We start from the raw sequence: 17,921 nt of genomic DNA, 5'->3' as shown, positions 1-17,921 counted from the left end.
AATTTCGTTATACATTAGGAAATAAAATGGAAAAAAGGTGAGGCAATTGAAAACCGTTTACGTTGCTACGGAAGAACAAAAGCAATATATTCATTCGCTTATTGAACAGTTTTATACATGTATTTTTCCAAAATATTTTACAGACGATGAAATTGAAACGTTTCAATCGCTCGGTGTATTACAATTTGAAGCGTCCACATATGACGGAACGTTGAAAGAGGCATTTACGATTATTTCTGCATTGCAATCACTACAAGCCATCATTGAGTTTGTTTCGTTCCATCATCGTTCCGCTCATTATGAACAGCTATTTCAGCGAAATATTGAGCAGCTAGAACAGCATGGTATTAGTTTTCCACTCACTCTTGAACATTTTTTGCATCAAAGAGATGAGTATGTAAGCATGTATATGAAGCCTATTCATGCTTGGGTGATGTAAAAAAGCCTTCGTGATGAAGGCTTTTTATTCCATTTGTTCAAACCATTTTCGAAATACGTCTTCCTCGTAATATCCTTCAATACGCGCGACTTCTTGTCCATTTTTAAAGTGAACAATGGTCGGTGTTGCCTCGATATGATACTCATCCCAACCTTCTTCAAATTCAAGCAGGTTAAATTGTTTTAAGTCAATGCCCATCTTCTGCGCGAGTGGAGCAACGATTGGTGTCGTTTTTTTACAAAATTCACATGTGGAACTGTAAAAGTAAACGGTTATCGTTTCTTTCTTGTTTAATGCTTCTCTTAATTCGTTAGGTAAAATAATGTTTTGATAGTTCGGGTCATCGAGAAGATCGATCGTCGCTGGGTGCAACTCTTCTTTTCCGAATGGATTTCCTTCTGCTTTTTGTTTTTGCGTATAAGACGTAATCCAAGCGAGCGCCCCGAATAAAATGATAATGATCCCACCGAAAATAAGCAATTTTTTCATTCGTCTTTCCCTTCTTTCTCCATTTTTATAAGACGATAGCTTATGATGCTAATGAAAATAAAAGCAATAAGTGCTAAAAACGGAATGGTAATAAATCCGAACCAGTTGATGTACTGTCCTGTACATGGTACAATGCCGCACGATGGAGCTGTATCACGGAAAAATGTTATTTTTTGAATGAGATAATGATAAGAAGAAATCGTGCCACCGATAATAGATAACATTAGTGTATAACGGGCGATTTTAAAATCTTTGCGCACAAAAGCCATGCCAAGTAAAAATACTTGCGGATACATAAAAATGCGCTGATACCAGCAAAGTTCACATGGAATAAACTTCATTATTTCGGAAAAATAAAGGCTGCCAAGTGTAGCGATTAGCGCAACGCTCCACGCAGTTAATAAATGATTTTCTTTCTGCGCCATGATTCCACCTTCTTATTTTTTACTCTTTGTTCATTATAGTACATCAAAAGAAATAATGTAAATTGCGACGATATTTTACTTACATAATGAACGAATGAACGCAAACAATAAAAAGCGAAAGGGGAGGATGATATTGAATCATACAGTTGAATCGATTATGACACGCCAAGTGGCAACGGTCACACCAGATCAGTCCGTTCAAGAGGCAGCACAGTTAATGAACGAACATAATATCGGTGCCATTCCTGTTGTTGAAAACGGAAAAGTAAAAGGAATGATTACTGACCGTGACATCACTCTTCGTACAACAGCACAAGGGTTAACCCCTTCGACACCTGTTTCACAAGTGATGACAAGCGATGTTGTCACAGGTACGCCAAACATGAGCGTGAATGAAGCAGCGAAAGTGATGGCGAAAAATCAAATTCGTCGTTTGCCGATCGTACAAAATAATGAGCTTTGTGGTATCGTTGCACTTGGTGATATCGCAACAAACCAAGCATATGATGAGGCGGCAGAACAAGCATTATCTGAGATTTCCGAACCTTCATATCATTAAACAAGAAAGGGGCTTCTTTTGAAGGAGCTCCTTTTTCGCTATGAAAAAGGAATTTGTATAAAGAAGCGAGAATAAGTTACAATGAGCAACGGATATGGAGGGATAAACGTGACTTGGAAAACAGTATACGAACGTTGGAAAGAAGCGCAATTAGATGAAGAGCTACGCGCGCATTTGGAGCAACTAGAGCAAGATGAAAAATTGCTAGAAGACTGCTTTTACAAAACGTTAGAGTTCGGTACAGGAGGTATGCGCGGCGAAATCGGACCGGGAACGAACCGCATGAACATATATACGGTGCGAAAAGCATCGGCAGGATTAGCACGATACATCGCGTCGTTTGGGGAGGAGGCGAAGAAACGGGGAGTTGTGATCGCATACGACTCGCGTCACAAGTCGCAACAGTTTGCGATGGAAGCAGCCAAAACGCTTGCCACCCATGGTATTCAGACGTACGTATTCGATGAGCTTCGCCCGACACCGGAGCTTTCATTTGCGGTCCGTCATTTACGTGCTTTTTCGGGTATTGTCATTACCGCAAGCCACAACCCACCAGAGTACAACGGGTATAAAGTATACGGAGAAGACGGGGCGCAATTGCCACCACACATTGCCGATGTTGTTATTGCATATGTCAATGCGATTGAAAACGAATGGGAACTCGTGGTTGAACGAGAAGAGGTATTAAAAGAAAAAGGACTTATTCAAATGATTGGCACAGAGATTGACGATGCATACATACAAAAATTAAAAACGATTTCGCTACATCCAGAACTCTCTCACGAAGTTGATGTCAAAGTCGTATTTACACCGCTTCATGGCACAGCAAATAAGCTCGTTCAACGTGGATTAAAGGAATTCGGCTATAAACACGTGTTTGTTGTAAAGGAACAAGAACAACCGGACCCGAATTTTTCAACGGTAAAATCGCCAAATCCAGAAGAACATGCTGCGTTTGAATTAGCGATTCAGCTTGGAAAACAAGTCGATGCAGACGTGTTAATTGCAACAGACCCGGATGCGGATCGTTTAGGCATTGCGGTAAAAAATGAACAAGGAGAATACATCGTTTTAACAGGCAATCAAACAGGTGGATTGTTACTTCATTACATTCTTTCACAAAAGAAAGAAAAAGGGATATTGCCACCAAACGGGATTGTATTTAAAACGATCGTCACATCTGAATTTGGGCGTGCGATTGCTAAGTCGTTTGGAATCGAAACGATGGATACATTGACAGGGTTTAAATTTATCGGTGAAAAAATTAAACAATATGAACAAACAGGAGAGTATGTATTCCAATTTGGATACGAAGAAAGCTACGGCTATTTAATTGGTGATTTTGCCCGTGATAAAGACGCGATTCAAGCTGCTGTGTTAGCTGTTGAAGTGTGCGCGTTTTATAAAAAGCAGGGCTTATCTTTATACGAGGCACTTATGCGATTATTTGAACAATATGGATATTATCAGGAAGGGTTGCGTTCGCTCACACTAAAAGGAAAAGAGGGGGCGGAGCGAATCGAGGCGTTACTCGCCACGTTCCGAAATGAGCCGCCGACGTTTGTTGCTAATCAGCGCGTCGTGACTCGTGAAGACTATAAGACGAGTGAGAGGGTGTATGTGGAAACAGGCGAAAAAGAAGCAATCGATTTACCAAAATCGAACGTGTTGAAATATACGTTAGAAGATGGCTCGTGGTTTTGTGCGCGTCCGTCTGGCACAGAGCCGAAAATGAAATTTTATTTTGGTGTAAAAGGGCAGACACTTGCAGAAGCAAAACAACAATTGGGACAATTAGAAACAGCGGTGATGGAGCGGGTATATACGTTAACAGCTGATAAGGTGTAATGCTTTATCAGTTGTTTTTTGAATGTAGAACAAGTAATATGAAGGCGATGATGTAGAAAGGGTGAGTTCAGCATGTTACGAGGACAAGTAGCAATTGTGACGGGGGCATCTCGTGGCATCGGTTTAGCGATTGCACATAAATTAGCGGAACAAGGGATGCAGCTCGTATTAATCGGTAGTTCGTCGGATATTCACCGTGTAGGTGAGCAATTAAAAGATGTAAAAACGTTTCAAGCAGATGTATCAAATGAACAACAAATGAATGAAGTGGTTGAAGCGACCATAGCTGCATTCGGTCGCATTGATTTGCTTGTGAATAATGCAGGTATTGGTGTATTCAAATCGGTTGAAGAAACGACTGTCGAAGAATGGAAGCGGTTGTTTGAAGTAAATGTACAAGGTGTATTTATCGGGACGAAAGCCGTTCTCCCACAAATGAAAAAGCAACGTTCTGGTACGATTATTACCGTTTCATCGGACGTTGGACGATACACCATCGCAAACGGTTCGGCATATACAGCGACGAAATATGCGGTTCAAGGATTTTCAGGAAGTGTGGCTCAAGAAGTGCGCCCATACGGCATTCGTGTCGGTACGATCAATCCAGGGATGGTTGATACATACTTTGCTAACTCGACGCAAGGATTGCCTGAAAAAGCAGAATGGTTAAAGGCAGAAGACGTCGCCGAAGCCGTTGTCTATATGGCAAGCGCACCGAAACATATGTTGGTCGATGAAATCGTATTACATCCGCTTATTCAAACGTATCCGGTCGTATAAAAAGCGAAAGGAGATCGTTCCTTTCGCTCTAATAATCATATTGCATCGTAAGTGTTGGCTCTTGTTCGTACACATCCAACGCGTGGTCGATGTAACGCAACAATGCATTTAATCGCTTTTGGACGACGGTATAATCTTTTTCGAAGTTGTATGCATGAAGAAACTGTTCAATTTTTTTTGAAAGTAAATCGTCTTTTGTGCGTACCATAAGAATGAGTAAATGATCCCATTCCGATCGGTACGTATAGTAAAGCGCTTTGTCGTAATCGGCTGTATGCACCGCAAACCCTCCTTATCGTGAGGAGCTATATGTAGTTTATGAAAAAACGGTCATTTTTCTCGCTGTAAATGTTGTGCGATTTGGCAGAGGAGAGTTGGACATGAAGAAACACGTTGTGTATTATGAATCACCGATCGGTTGGTTACAAATCGTTGGAACGAATGAAGGAATCGAGCGGATTGATGTCGTTGAACGAGGTGAAGATCAGAACGAAAAAGTGGCGGAGCCTCTCATGCAATCGCTAGAAGAACTTGAACAATACTTCCAAAAGAAACGGACGTCGTTTTCGATGCCCTTAAAGCTCGTGGGCACTCCGTTTCAACTGCGTGTATGGGAAGCATTACAAACGATTCCTTATGGACAAACGGTTTCATATGCCGATATTGCCAAACAAATTGGGCAACCGAAAGCGGTACGGGCGGTTGGCAACGCTGTCGGCAACAATCCCATAACGATCGTTGTTCCTTGTCATCGCGTCGTTCGTACGGGTGGGGGACTTGGTGGATATGCGTGGGGAATCGAAAGAAAAAAATGGTTACTTACGCATGAAACGCGCTGAAAGCTCAGCGCGTTTGTCCTAATAGCCATTTCGCATACGGTGAGTTGGCTGGTAAAATGACAACCGTATCTTCGCCGATCGTTGTCTTATACGATTCGAGCGTACGGTAAAATGAGTAAAATTCAGGATCTTTTGCGAATGTTTCGTTATAAATTCGTGCTGCTTCTTGTTCACCTGCTGCGCGAATGCGCTCCGCATCTGCTTGCGCTTTAGCGAGCATTTCTTTCACTTCGCGATCTGTTTGCGCGATAATACGTTGTTTTTGGGCATCCCCCATTGATAAATATTCTTGTGCTTTTGATTCACGCTCAGAAATCATACGTTTATAAACGGACTGTTCGTTTTCTTCCGGTAAGTCAATACGTTTTAAGCGCACATCTACAACGCGAATGCCGTAGCTGTCTTTTTGTAGTAGGTCGTTTACTTTCGCTGTTACTTCGTCATTTAAACTACCGCGTGATGATTTTTCGTCGTTAATAATTTCATCGTAATTTAACTGTCCAAGCTCGGTGCGGACAATGGAGAAAATAAATTCGTCCATTTTCGATTCTGCATTTTCTAACGTGCGCGCGTTTTGAATCATCTCTTTTGGGTTTGTAATTTCCCAAATGGCGTAATGGTTGACGAGAATGCGTTTTTTATCTTTTGTATTAATTTCTGCTTCGGCGACGTCATAAAAAATTTGGGCTTTTGGCAACGATGTTACGCTTTGAATAAAAGGAATTTTAAAGCGTAATCCTGGCGTTTGATCAATGCGAACAATTTCACCAAATTGACGTACAACTTTATATTCATTTTCATGAACAATGTAGACGTTTGTTAAAGCGATAACGAGTAAAACAAGTCCGATGACTCCCCCGATAAAAAAACGAAACCATTTCGTTGGCAGTTTATCTTTCAAGCTAATGACGTTTTGATCATCTTGAAAGTTTGTCATTCGTTACCACTCCCTTGCTCTTTCTTTTTCTCTGTCGTTTGTTTTTCGATCGGTTGGATTGGTAAATATTTTAACGTATTGCCATCGTCGTTCATAATGTAAATGCGTGTGTACGGTAGGACTTGTTCAAGCGTTTCAATCATTAACCTCTGTTTTGTAATGTCTTTTGCGTTTTTATATTCTTCGTATAAGGCATTAAATTTAGCGACATCTCCATACGCTTTTTCGATGCGTGCCACTTTGTCAGCTTCCGCTTGGGAGATGAGAGCGTCTTTTTCCCCTTCGGCTTCTTTCGTTCGTTTGTTGCGATATTTATTCGCTTCGTTAATTTTTGTGTTCATTGTTTCGCGCGCATCTGTGACATTTGTAAATGCTTTGCGCACTTCGTCGTTCGGTAAGTCAACGTCCTGTAATTTCACAGCTAAAATGGAAATGCCGATATCATATTTTTTCATTAATGCGGTGAGCAATTCGCGCACATCCGCTTCAATTTTTGCTTTACCTGATGTTAACGCATCATCAATTTTTGAACTGCCGATGACGCTACGCAAAGAAGCAGACGTCGCATTATATAAAATTTGTTCCGGTTCGTATGAGCGATAAAGAAATTTTGCAGGATCAGTAATTTTCCATTGAACAACCATATCGGCAAGAACAATATTTTCATCACCTGTAATCATTTTCGTATCGCCTTGGTTTGTAGCGACAACTTTTCCGTTTTCTTCTTTGTAGCCAAACTGTAAACTAAACGTTTCTCGCGACAACGTTTCGACCGTTTGAATCGGCCAAGGAAGTTTAAAATGTAGTCCGGGTGTTGTCACTTCTTCATCGATTTTACCAAATGTTAAAATAATGGCTTGTTCTGACTCATCGACGGTGTACCATGATGTTAGTGCAGCAACAAGAAGAAAAATGCCAGCAATCGACCCGATGACGATGCCTGTAATAGAGCGCTTACCCATATAAATCCACCTTTCTTGTTATTTATATGTATGTACGGAAAAAACAGAAAAAAGTTTCAATAAAAAAGCTACTGATCCCTCAGTAGCTCATATATATTTTCGCTGTACGTTTCGTCCGTCGTATGTGAATAACGTCGTTTTGTTTTCGATGATCGTTTCGATGTGAACCGCTCGGCCCCAAAGTTGATAAATGTACGGAAGCACTTTTTCTAAATATTTGACGTCAAGTTCAATGCCTTCGAACCAATGTTTTAAATACAACTCCCCGTTGCGCATGTAATCGCCATCGTTGACCGTAATATATGGAAAGCCACCGTTGACGCGCATGTTCACAAGTTGATCGCGCACATGTTCCCAATGTTTATCAACAATTTTATAGTCTTTTCCTTGTTTTTGGAATAAATACATATCTTCACGCATAACGAGTTCCTTCGTTAAATAGTTGCGCAAAAAGGAAATATCGGATTCTAATTCACGTACTTCAAATATTTTTGCACGCCCTGAACCTGGTTTGACTCCGAGCTTTTTCATTTCTTCCGTCGGATTGTCCCACCGTTTTTCAATATCTTCAAAAATTTTCAATCCTAAGTAATATGGATTAATGCTGGTGCGAGAAGGTTGGACAACACCTGCATTTAATTTGGCAAATTCGATCGCTTCATCACTCGTTAAATCCATTTCGCGTAAAATGCGTTGATGCCAATACGTTGCCCAGCCCTCATTCATAATTTTCGTTTCAAGTTGAGGCCAAAAATAAAGCATCTCTTCACGCATCATCGTTAAAATGTCGCGTTGCCATTCATCAAGCTCGCGGCTATATTCCTCAATAAAAAGCAACAAATCTTTTTCAGGTTGAGGAGGAAATTTTCTTCTTTTTTTTCGATTCGATGGTGTTTTCCTTTTTTCATCAAGCGACCATAAATCGTCATATGGGGACGGTTTCGGTGCTTCATCATCTTCTTCGTATACTTCTGTATCCGCTAACGTCCACGCTAGCTTTGGACGAAGAAGTGAAGGATCAATATGTTCTTGAATAGCTAAAACAGCATCTAAAAATTTTTCAACTTCTTGTTTCCCATATTCATGTTCGTAATGTTTAATTCGTTCGGCTGTTGCCGCCATGCTTTCGACCATGTCCCGTTTTGTGTTGCTAAAGCGAACGTTGTTTTTAAAAAAGTCGCTATGGGCAAGGACGTGTGCGACAATTAATTTATTTTGAATAAGGGTGTTTGTGTTTAATAAAAAGGCATAGCACGGATCGGAGTTAATGACAAGCTCGTAAATTTTACTTAATCCGAGATCATAATGAAGTTTCATTTTATGAAATTGTTTCCCAAAACTCCAATGGGAAAAGCGTGTCGGCATGCCGTACGCTCCGAACGTGTAAATAATATCAGCTGGGCAAATTTCATAGCGCATTTCATAAAAATCAAGCCCAAATCCTTCAGCAATTTCTGTAATTTCCGCAATCGCTTTTTCTAATGCATTTTGCTCATCACGTTTCATCGCATTCCCTCCTTATGACAATGTATGAGCGAGTGCATCATTTGATACGTCAGGAATCATTGATTGACTTTATATTTTCTTTCGTTTATATTTAACTATGTTAAATATTTATATCGTTAAAAAGGTGGGGTGTGTATGGAGCAGACGCCGTTCACCGCGCTTGTTGAGCGATTAGAGCATGCGTTTTCATTGGCCGTTCGTAAATTGGCAGCTGACTTAGCTAAGGAGGAAATCGGCTTAACGAAACCGCAGTTTTTTATTTTAAACTTGTTGTCGAAGCGTGGGAAATGTACAGTAAGTGAATTGGCGGACGAAATGTTTGTTAAACCGAGCGCCATTACTACGATGATCGATCGCTTATATAAAAGTGGGTTTGTATTGCGTGATCGAGATGAAGAGGACCGGCGTGTCGTGTATGTGCAATTGTCTGAAAAGGGGAAAGAAATGCTTCAGCATGCACGAGCGGAGCGAAGAAAAATTATTGAGCGTTATTTAAGCCAATTACAATTTGATGAGCTTGAACAGTTTGTCTATATTATCGAAAAAATTGCTGCGATAAACGAAAAAGAGGAGAAGTGAGACGTATGAAAGAACAAGCAGCGATACAAACAAGTATTGCGAATATACAACAAAAACGAGGTATTTTAATTACGGGGCTTCTTGTTGCGATGTTGTTTGGGGCGTTAGATGGCACGATTGTTGGGACAGCGTTGCCACGCATTGTTGGCGAACTTGGTGGGTTGAGTATGATGGCTTGGCTGACAACCGCTTATATGCTCACATCGACAACGATCGTTCCGATTGCAGGGAAGCTCGCTGATTTATTTGGACGAAAGTCGATTTATGTTACAGGGTTAGCAATTTTTATTATCGGCTCAGCGCTATGTGGCATGGCGGAAACAATGAATCAGCTTATTATTTTCCGAGCCATTCAAGGCATTGGTGGAGGTATTATGATGCCGATGGCGATGATCGTCATTGGTGATTTATTTACGGGAGCAGAGCGGGCAAAATGGCAAGGTGTATTTGGTGGCGTATTTGGATTAGCGTCTATTCTCGGTCCACAAGTTGGTGGATGGATTGTGGATTCGTTAAATTGGCGCTGGGTATTTTACATTAATCTTCCTGTTGGTATATTAGCCATTGTTCTCATTTCGCTCGGTTTGCATAATCATCGCGTCGCTGAGCGAGTAAAGCTTGATTTGGCAGGCATGTTTACGATGGTTGTAGCTGTTGTTTCGTTGTTGCTTGCCTTAACGTTCGGTGGCGATAAATACGATTGGCTATCGTGGCAAATTATTTCTTTACTAGCTAGCTCGGTCGTTTTCTTTAGTTTATTTGTATTTGTAGAGCGAAAAGCAGAAGAGCCGATTATGCCGATTCATTTATTAAAAAATAAAACGTTTGTTGTGCTTAATAGCGTCGGGTTTTTTATGTCTGTCGGCATGTTTGGAGCGATTATGTTTGTACCGCTCTTTATGCAAGGCATTATTGGCATGAGCCCATCAGAATCAGGAACGATGATGTTTCCGATGATGTTTGCGCTTATTATCGCAAGTATGATCGGTGGACGACTTGTACAAAAAATTGGTGTTCGCCCGCAAGTGATTGTTGGGATGGTGCTTGTGGCGCTTGGCTTTTTCTTATTGTCAACGATGGATGTCGATACGAATAAATGGACAGCGATGTCATTTATGGCGACGCTCGGTTTTGGGCTAGGATTCGTCAACCCAGTTATTACGCTCGCGTTGCAAGAAGTATTTCCGAAGTCGCAGCTCGGCATTGTAACATCATCGAGCCAGTTTTTCCGGCAAATTGGAGGAACGTTTGGGGCGACGTTGTTAGGGGCGATTATGAATCATCGTTCGAAAGATTTATTAGAAGCGAAGTTTCTTCCGTTGTTAGAACAATTGCCAGCGCAAGCGCAAGAATTGCCAGCGCAAGCGCAAGCGATGACAGATTCATTTAAGCAACTTGTTGAATCGAACCCGCAAAGCGTATATTCCGTCATTTTAAATCCGGATACGTTGAAAAAAATTCCTGAACAAATGCAACAAATGTTTGTGCCTGTATTAAAACAAACGCTTGTTGATGCGTTAAGCGATGTATTTTTGTATGGATTGATTTTCGTTGGCATCGGCTTTATTTTTGCAATGTTTATTGGTCGCATTACGATTTCTAATCGAACGAATAAAGTGAATGAAATGGAATAAAATATAAGTATAAAATAGGCAACGATGATGAATCGTTGCTTATTTTTGTTCGCAGTTAAACCGTTTGCGCAATAAAAACGAAATTTTTTATGAAAAAGTGCAACTTCCTCTTTCAACAAAGCTGTTTGTATATTAACATGAAAGAGTAAAGAATATTGAAAGCGATTTATGCTGAATGGATTGAGGAGGATTTGGCGTGAAAAAAGCTTGGTGGAAAGAAGCGATTGCATATCAAATATATCCAAGAAGCTTTATGGACTCAAACGGAGACGGCATCGGTGATTTACAGGGAATTATCCAAAAGCTTGACTATTTAAAAGACCTTGGAATCGATGTCATATGGATTTGTCCGATTTATAAATCACCGAATGCTGACAATGGCTATGACATTAGTGATTATCAAGACATCATGGAGCAGTTCGGGACGATGGAAGATTTCGATCAATTGCTTCGAGAAATTCATAAGCGCGACATGAAAGTTATTTTAGATCTCGTCATTAACCATACGAGTGATGAACATCCTTGGTTTATTGAATCGCGCTCATCACGGGACAATCCAAAGCGCGATTGGTACATTTGGCGCGATGGAAAAAACGGCAAAGAACCGAACAATTGGGAAAGCATTTTTGGTGGCTCGGCATGGGAATATGACGAGGCGACGGATCAATATTATTTGCATGTGTTTGCAACGAAGCAACCGGATTTAAATTGGGAAAATGAAGATGTTCGTCGTGCGTTATATGACATGATTAATTGGTGGCTCGATAAAGGCATTGATGGGTTCCGTGTTGATGCGATTTCACACATTAAGAAAAAAGAAGGTCTCCCTGATTTACCAAATCCAAAAGGACTTGATTATGTCCCTTCATTTGACGGACATATGAATCAAGAAGGGATTATGGACTATCTTCGTGAGTTGAAAATGCAAACGTTTGCGCGTTATGACATCATGACAGTTGGAGAAGCGAACGGAGTAACGGTCGAGGAGGCAGAAGATTGGGTCGGTGAAGAAAACGGCATTTTTAATATGATTTTTCAGTTTGAGCATCTTGGACTTTGGCAAAAAGGAACAGATGGCGGTGTCGATGTTCGGAAATTAAAACGTGTATTAACGAAATGGCAAAAAGGATTAGAGGGTGTTGGCTGGAACGCACTATTCCTTGAAAACCATGACCAGCCTCGTTCCGTGTCGACGTGGGGAAATGACGAACAATATCTTGTTGAAAGTGCCAAAGCATTAGGGGCATTATATTTCCTTATGCAAGGAACGCCGTTTATTTATCAAGGGCAAGAAATTGGCATGACGAACGTCCGATTTGAAACGATTGATGAATATGACGATGTCGCCATCAAAAATTATTATCGTATTGAACGTGCTAAAGGGCGTTCTCATGAAGAAGTGATGCAATGGATTTGGAAAAACGGTCGTGACAATTCACGCACGCCGATGCAATGGTCTGATGATGAAAACGCCGGATTTACAACAGGAACACCTTGGATTGGTGTGAATGAAAATTATAAACAAATTAATGTCAAAAAACAGTTGCACGACCCGAACTCTGTGTTAAACTTTTACAAACGCATGATTCAACTAAGAAAACAGCATGACGTATTTGTTTACGGAACATACGATTTAATATTAGAAAACCATAAAGCAATTTACGCATATACGCGCACGTTAGGTGATGAAAAAGCGATCGTCATCGTGAACTTAACAGACCGAAAAACAATGTATCGTTACGATTCATTGAAATTAAATAGCGAGCAATTGGTGTTAGCAAACTACGATGTAAAACCGCATAAACATGCGACACGCTTTACATTGCGTCCGTATGAAGCGCGTGTATATTTGGTGAAATAATGAAAATCCCCTTTTCCGACATGGAAAAGGGGATTTTCACATTTATTTGCGTGAATGCACTTCGTAAATGGCAAATTTCAAATAATCGCCTTCATCGGCGGCAAGTAGTTTTGGATGGTCATATCCTGCACCGCTCCAATGAATTTGACGTAAAATTTTCTTCGCATCAAACGCTGCTTCCGTAACCATCGCTTGAAACATATATGGATGCACATGATACGAACAACTTGCTGTCACGAAAAAGCCGCCGTCTTTCACTAACTTTAAGCCGTTTAAATTAATATCTTTATAGCCGGCAAGCGCCTTTGGCACCGCATGAGCGGATTTTGCAAACGCTGGTGGGTCAATAATGACGACATCCCATTTTTTCCCCTGTTGTACGCATTCGCGTAAGTAGTCAAACGCGTTCGCAACGACGAAATCCACATTTGTAAATCCGTTTAACTCTGCGTTTCGCTTTGCTGTTTCAATCGCATGTTCAGAAATATCGACAGCGGTCACATGTTTTGCTCCGTATAAGCAGGCGTTTAACATAAATGAACCTGTATGCGTAAAACAATCGAGCACGGTTGATTCGCTTGTAATCAGCGGCTTGATGGCAGCACGATTTTGACGTTGATCGAAGAAAAATCCTGTTTTTTGTCCGTTTTCGATATCGACAATGTATTTCACGCCGTTTTCTTCAATTTGTACGTTCGTATCGCACGTGCCGTACCAAAATCCTTTTTCTTGTTTTAATCCTTCTAATTCGCGCACGTGAACGTCGTTGCGCAAATAAATCGCTTTCGGTTGAAAAACGTCAAGAAGCGCTTGTAAAATCCATTCTTTTCTTTTTTCCATGCCGAGCGATAAAATTTGCACAACGAGCACATCTTCGTACTTATCAACGATGAGCCCAGGTAAAAAATCGGCTTCTCCATAAACGGCGCGACATGAACGAACGCCCGGAATCATCCGTTCGCGATACGCCCATGCTTGACGAATACGGTTCATAAAAAATTGCGCATTTAATTCGTCGTTTGGATTTTGCGTTAACACGCGCACGATCATTTGTGATTTTGGATTAATATATCCTTTCGCTAAAAAGTGACGTTGATGGTTATATACGTTGACGAAATCCCCCGGTTCAAAATCTCCTTCAATATAATCGACTTCGCTTTGAAACACCCACGGATGTCCAAGCTCGAGCCGTTTTTTTCTTTTTCGTTTTAAAAATACATTTGCCATACATCCCACTCCTGACTATATATTCGCTACTTTAGCATACAGGAAGAACACGATGCGCGCAAATGGTGGAGAAAAATATTTGACAATTCCATGAAATATGCTAATATTAGTGACAAAGTGAATGATGCAAATGTATTCCACTAGGGGGGCCTTTAGATAGGCTGAGATCAAAGTGTGCCTTTGAGACCCTTAGAACCTGATCTGGCTCATACCAGCGTAGGGAAGTGGAAACGGTGCGAAGTGTGTCTCTTATTAATTTCCATCGTTTACAACCACTTTCTTTGCGCAAAGAAAGTGGTTTTTTATTTTTCTTAAGGGGGAGAGGTTATGTTGTTTTCAGAGCAGTTGCGCAAGGCTGTCGATCCGATTTGGGAAGCGAGCTTTCATCATCCGTTCGTGAAGGAGCTCGGGGAAGGAACACTTGATTTACGTTGTTTTCGCTATTATGTATTACAAGATTCATATTATTTGACACACTTTGCAAAAGTGCAAGCGCTTGGCGGGGCGATGGCTGATGATTTACAAACGACCGCAAGCATGGCGCATCATGCGCAAAGTACGTATGAAGCTGAGCTTCGTTTACATGAAACGTTTATGAAAGAGCTCGGTATTACAGAAGAAGAAAAGGCGTCGTTTGTTCCTGCTCCAACTGCGTATGCGTACACGTCCCACATGTATCGCGCGTCGTTTGCAGGACGTTTTGGCGATGTATTAGCTGCCATTTTACCGTGCTATTGGTTGTATTACGAAATTGGTGAGCGGTTAAAACATTGTAAGCCGAATCATCCAATTTATGCACAATGGATTGAAGCGTACGGCTCTGACTGGTTCAAACAGCTTGTCGAACAACAAATTGCGCGTTTAAACGACATCGCAAAAACAGCTAGCGAAAAAGAGTTAGAGCGGATGAAGCAACACTTTGTGATCAGCAGTCAATATGAATATTTATTTTGGGACATGGCGTACAAATTAGAACGTTGGCCAATTGAAGAGGAGGATGTTTATGCAAACGAAAGGGCTTAAATTAACAGACGTATTAACGACCGTTGTGGTGGCGATTGTGTTTGGGATTGTGTATAAAGTGTGGGGACCGCTTTACTATGCGGTAAAACCGCTTGGACTTCATCTTGATCAACTTATTTATGGCATGTGGTTTATTGCGGCAACTGTTGCCTATTTATTAATTCGTAAACCAGGAGTGGCGCTGCTTGCAGAAGTGGCTGCGGCATCAGGAGAGTTTTTAGCTGGTTCTGAATGGGGGCTTGAGGTGCTATTTTACGGCTTTGTGCAAGGGTTGCTCGCTGAACTTGTTTTCGCTGCTTTCCGCTATAAACGTTTTGATGTGGCGGTTGTGTCGCTTGCAGCGGTTGGTTCAACGATCGCTTCATTAGTGCTTGATTTTTACAAAGGATATATCGACCAATTGGCATGGTGGAATTTAACGTTATTTATCGGTGCGCGTTTCATTGGAGCGATCATCATTGCTGGTGTATTTGCTTATTCGCTTGTGAAAGCGCTCGAAGCGACAGGTGTGACGCAATTGTTGCGTCCGACGACAAAAGAAGATTACGACTCGCTTGATAAATAGAAGGTGACATCATTGATCCATATCGAACAATTGCGCTTAAAATTTCCGGGGGCAGAAAAGCGGTTATTTACCGATGTATCGCTTTCGATTAAAAAAGGAGAAAAAGTGTTGCTTTTAGGCCCATCGGGATGCGGAAAATCCACGCTTTTGCAAGTGATGGCGGGCATTATTCCGCGCTCGATCGATGTGCCGATGAAAGCGAGTAAACTGCACATTCCAAATCGTGTAGGCTATGTGTTTCAAGATCCCGATGCCCAGTTTTGTATGCCGTATGTTGATGAAGAAATGGCTTTTGTTCTCGAAAATCTCGGTGTGCCACGTGCAGAGATGGAAGAAAAAATAGCGCACATGCTTCGTCTTGTGCGCCTCCGTCTCCCGCACGTTCATGTACCGATTCAAACATTATCTGGAGGAATGAAACAGCGGTTAGCGATTGCGTCAGTTTTAGCGCTTGAACCTGATGTGTTATGTTTAGACGAACCGACAGCACTTCTTGATGAAGAAGGAACAAAAGCGGTGTGGGAAACGTTAAAAGAAGTGGCGGAGGATCGAACCGTTGTCATTGTTGAACATAAAATTGAACACATTGTTGATTTTGTCGAGCGCATCATTTTATTTAACGAACATGGTGAGATCATCGCTGACGGCGGAACGAATGAAATTTTTTCAACGTATCGTTCGTTTATTACAGAACAAGGGATTTGGCATCCAGACGTGTGGGAAACGTATAAAAAGCCAAAAACAGCGCAACAACCGTATGCACATGGGGATGTTCTTTTACATGTACAGTCGCTTCGCGGCTTTCGACAAAAAGAAGAAAAAATAGCGGTCGACGAGTTAGTGATTCATGCGGGTGAATGGATTGCGGTTACAGGGGAAAACGGTGCAGGGAAAAGTACGTTGTTGCAAAGCTTAATGAAACTTATTCGAACAGAAGGCGATATGTATTGGCAAGGAGAGCTTGTCAAACATGAAGGATTGTTATATGACAACATTGCTTTTGTGTTCCAAAACCCCGAGTTTCAATTTGTTACAAATCGTGTAGATGATGAGTTAGCGTACTCTTTCCGTCTTGAAAAACACCCGGAGCATGAAATAGCCAAGGAAGTGGATCGACTGCTCGAACGGTTTCATTTAAGCGCGCAACGGCATTTACATCCATACCAATTGTCGATCGGGCAAAAGCGGCGACTAAGTGTTGCTGCGTCGGTGACGGAGCAACATCGCCTATTGCTTCTTGATGAACCGACGTTCGGACAAGATGCAAAAAATACGTTTGCGCTGCTCGAATGGCTTGAAGCGTATCGACAACAAGGAAAGGCAATTGTCATGGTAACACACGATGAACGTATCGTGTCTGAATTCGCGACAAGACGATGGGTCATTGAAAGCGGAAAGATTGTCGCTGATGAAATGATTGCACCGCGAATGCTTGTACGAGGTGAAATAGGATGAGATGGAGCATTGACCATCGCGAAACATGGTTGCATCAAACGAATCCGACAGCGAAATTGCTTTTCTTTTTGCCGATGTTTGTTGTGATTGTTTTTGTCCATAATCCGAACGTACTCATCAACTGGACAATCGGATTTACCGCCTTATTTATGTTGTTTAGCGGTTATCGGATGAAGCATATGCTTTTGTTTTTTGCTCCGTTTTTGTTCATTTTCATTTCTACGTCGTCGTCGATGATTTTGTTTGGAAAAGGGGAGACGACGTGGTTTCATTGGGGGCTGATTCATATTACCGAAGAAAGTTTTTACCGCGGCGTTCACCTCGGCTTTCGTACGCTTTTGTTTGCGATTTTCGGATTAATGTTTGCGCTCACGACAAAGCCGGTGCTTTTATTTTACTCGCTTATGCAACAAGCGAAAGTGAAACCGAAATATGCGTATAGTTTTTTAGCAGCTATTCGTTTATTGCCGATCATGTTAGAAGAATTTCAAACGGTTCATCAAGCGCTAAAGGTGCGACGGGCTGCCAAAGCGAAAGGATTTCGTGGCAAACTTGAATTGGTGAAACGATATGCGATCCCGCTTTTATCACAAAGTATTCGCCGCGCTCAGCGCATTGCGGTGGCGATGGAAGCAAAAGGATTTACAAATGAACGAACACGGACGTTTTATTATGAAGTGACGATGGGGAAATATGACATTTATTTACTTATCGTCATATGCGTTATCGTTGCAGCTGGATATTACGTCGCGGACGTGTTCCCATACGTGGCGATAAAGGATGTGCGGTAAGT

General features: G+C 41.5%; 19 protein-coding genes and 1 riboswitch. Of the genes, 12 read left to right on the top strand and 7 right to left on the bottom strand.

The features are described from left to right. The first annotated feature begins 37 nt into the window (after positions 1-37). Positions 38-439 carry a YhcU family protein gene (locus ETB99_RS03410; RefSeq protein WP_012575867.1) on the top strand — a complete coding sequence of 134 codons (402 nt, stop codon included), beginning with the start codon at positions 38-40 and terminating at the stop codon, positions 437-439. Between the two features lie 24 nt (positions 440-463). Here ETB99_RS03410 and ETB99_RS03405 read toward each other — a convergent pair whose 3' ends face one another. Together ETB99_RS03405 and ETB99_RS03400 are read right to left on the bottom strand one after the other, a co-directional pair. After that, a complete protein-coding gene (locus ETB99_RS03405; RefSeq protein WP_006319172.1) occupies positions 464-928 on the bottom strand; it encodes a thioredoxin family protein in 465 nt (154 codons plus the stop codon). Continuing rightward, entirely contained in the window at positions 925-1,353 is a 429-nt protein-coding gene (locus tag ETB99_RS03400; RefSeq protein ID WP_077427874.1) for a disulfide formation protein C, read from the bottom strand. The genes ETB99_RS03405 and ETB99_RS03400 overlap by 4 nt, the downstream gene beginning before the upstream one ends. Before the next feature lie 127 nt (positions 1,354-1,480). Here ETB99_RS03400 and ETB99_RS03395 point away from each other — a divergent pair, with 127 nt between their 5' ends. From ETB99_RS03395 to ETB99_RS03385, 3 genes are all read left to right on the top strand, one after another. Beyond that, the gene (locus tag ETB99_RS03395) at positions 1,481-1,912 is read left to right on the top strand and encodes a CBS domain-containing protein (RefSeq protein ID WP_006319170.1); all 432 of its coding nucleotides are present in this window, start codon (positions 1,481-1,483) and stop codon (positions 1,910-1,912) included. A gap of 108 nt (positions 1,913-2,020) precedes the next feature. Then, positions 2,021-3,760: a phospho-sugar mutase gene (locus ETB99_RS03390; protein WP_077427870.1), complete on the top strand. Its 1,740-nt coding sequence runs from the start codon at positions 2,021-2,023 to the stop codon at positions 3,758-3,760. A gap of 72 nt (positions 3,761-3,832) precedes the next feature. Continuing rightward, positions 3,833-4,540: an SDR family oxidoreductase gene (locus tag ETB99_RS03385; protein WP_077427868.1), complete on the top strand. Its 708-nt coding sequence runs from the start codon at positions 3,833-3,835 to the stop codon at positions 4,538-4,540. 28 nt (positions 4,541-4,568) lie between these two features. Here the strand turns inward: ETB99_RS03385 and ETB99_RS03380 are convergent, their stop codons facing one another. Continuing rightward, positions 4,569-4,820 (bottom strand): YhdB family protein, encoded by a 252-nt coding sequence (locus ETB99_RS03380; protein WP_004892205.1) that lies wholly within the window; start codon positions 4,818-4,820, stop codon positions 4,569-4,571. 100 nt (positions 4,821-4,920) lie between these two features. Between ETB99_RS03380 and ETB99_RS03375 the strand changes: the two genes are divergently transcribed. Further along, positions 4,921-5,379 (top strand): methylated-DNA--[protein]-cysteine S-methyltransferase, encoded by a 459-nt coding sequence (locus ETB99_RS03375; RefSeq protein ID WP_171699906.1) that lies wholly within the window; start codon positions 4,921-4,923, stop codon positions 5,377-5,379. A 4-nt stretch (positions 5,380-5,383) separates the two neighbouring features. On the opposite strand, the gene hflC is transcribed toward ETB99_RS03375, so the two are convergent. From hflC to ETB99_RS03360, 3 genes are all read right to left on the bottom strand, one after another. Beyond that, the gene (gene hflC, locus ETB99_RS03370) at positions 5,384-6,316 is read right to left on the bottom strand and encodes a protease modulator HflC (protein ID WP_077427864.1); all 933 of its coding nucleotides are present in this window, start codon (positions 6,314-6,316) and stop codon (positions 5,384-5,386) included. Beyond that, entirely contained in the window at positions 6,313-7,278 is a 966-nt protein-coding gene (gene hflK, locus ETB99_RS03365; protein ID WP_171699905.1) for an FtsH protease activity modulator HflK, read from the bottom strand. Before hflK ends, hflC begins: the two co-directional genes overlap by 4 nt. Positions 7,279-7,365: 87 nt before the next feature. Beyond that, a complete protein-coding gene (locus ETB99_RS03360; RefSeq protein WP_171699904.1) occupies positions 7,366-8,784 on the bottom strand; it encodes a SpoVR family protein in 1,419 nt (472 codons plus the stop codon). Positions 8,785-8,919: 135 nt separating this feature from the next. Here ETB99_RS03360 and ETB99_RS03355 point away from each other — a divergent pair, with 135 nt between their 5' ends. The 3 genes from ETB99_RS03355 to ETB99_RS03345 all read left to right on the top strand — a co-directional run bounded on the left by ETB99_RS03355 (position 8,920) and on the right by ETB99_RS03345 (position 12,858). Continuing rightward, positions 8,920-9,363 (top strand): MarR family winged helix-turn-helix transcriptional regulator, encoded by a 444-nt coding sequence (locus ETB99_RS03355; protein ID WP_171699903.1) that lies wholly within the window; start codon positions 8,920-8,922, stop codon positions 9,361-9,363. A 5-nt stretch (positions 9,364-9,368) separates the two neighbouring features. After that, on the top strand, positions 9,369-10,997 hold the full coding sequence (locus ETB99_RS03350) for an MDR family MFS transporter (RefSeq protein WP_171699902.1): 1,629 nt from the start codon (positions 9,369-9,371) through the stop codon (positions 10,995-10,997). Positions 10,998-11,193: 196 nt separating this feature from the next. Beyond that, positions 11,194-12,858: a glycoside hydrolase family 13 protein gene (locus ETB99_RS03345; protein ID WP_077427854.1), complete on the top strand. Its 1,665-nt coding sequence runs from the start codon at positions 11,194-11,196 to the stop codon at positions 12,856-12,858. A gap of 42 nt (positions 12,859-12,900) precedes the next feature. Here the strand turns inward: ETB99_RS03345 and ETB99_RS03340 are convergent, their stop codons facing one another. Continuing rightward, complete coding sequence (locus tag ETB99_RS03340) at positions 12,901-14,085, bottom strand: class I SAM-dependent rRNA methyltransferase (RefSeq protein WP_077427850.1); 1,185 nt, start codon at positions 14,083-14,085, stop codon at positions 12,901-12,903. Between the two features lie 132 nt (positions 14,086-14,217). Beyond that, positions 14,218-14,325: riboswitch (TPP riboswitch) on the top strand. Between the two features lie 87 nt (positions 14,326-14,412). Between ETB99_RS03340 and tenA the strand changes: the two genes are divergently transcribed. From tenA to ETB99_RS03320, 4 genes are read left to right on the top strand one after another with little or no spacing between them, the layout of a single operon-like run. Further along, positions 14,413-15,108: a thiaminase II gene (tenA, locus tag ETB99_RS03335; protein ID WP_077427848.1), complete on the top strand. Its 696-nt coding sequence runs from the start codon at positions 14,413-14,415 to the stop codon at positions 15,106-15,108. After that, on the top strand, positions 15,083-15,673 hold the full coding sequence (locus ETB99_RS03330; RefSeq protein WP_012575849.1) for an ECF transporter S component: 591 nt from the start codon (positions 15,083-15,085) through the stop codon (positions 15,671-15,673). Before tenA ends, ETB99_RS03330 begins: the two co-directional genes overlap by 26 nt. Positions 15,674-15,676: 3 nt before the next feature. Continuing rightward, positions 15,677-17,128 carry an ABC transporter ATP-binding protein gene (locus ETB99_RS03325; protein ID WP_077427846.1) on the top strand — a complete coding sequence of 484 codons (1,452 nt, stop codon included), beginning with the start codon at positions 15,677-15,679 and terminating at the stop codon, positions 17,126-17,128. Next, a complete protein-coding gene (locus tag ETB99_RS03320; protein ID WP_077427844.1) occupies positions 17,125-17,919 on the top strand; it encodes an energy-coupling factor transporter transmembrane component T family protein in 795 nt (264 codons plus the stop codon). Before ETB99_RS03325 ends, ETB99_RS03320 begins: the two co-directional genes overlap by 4 nt. Positions 17,920-17,921: the final 2 nt, after the last annotated feature.

This window comes from Anoxybacillus sp. CHMUD, from assembly GCF_013096965.1.
Taxonomy (GTDB): domain Bacteria; phylum Bacillota; class Bacilli; order Bacillales; family Anoxybacillaceae; genus Anoxybacillus; species Anoxybacillus kestanbolensis_A.
This window is presented reverse-complemented; position numbering and strand designations above follow the sequence as displayed.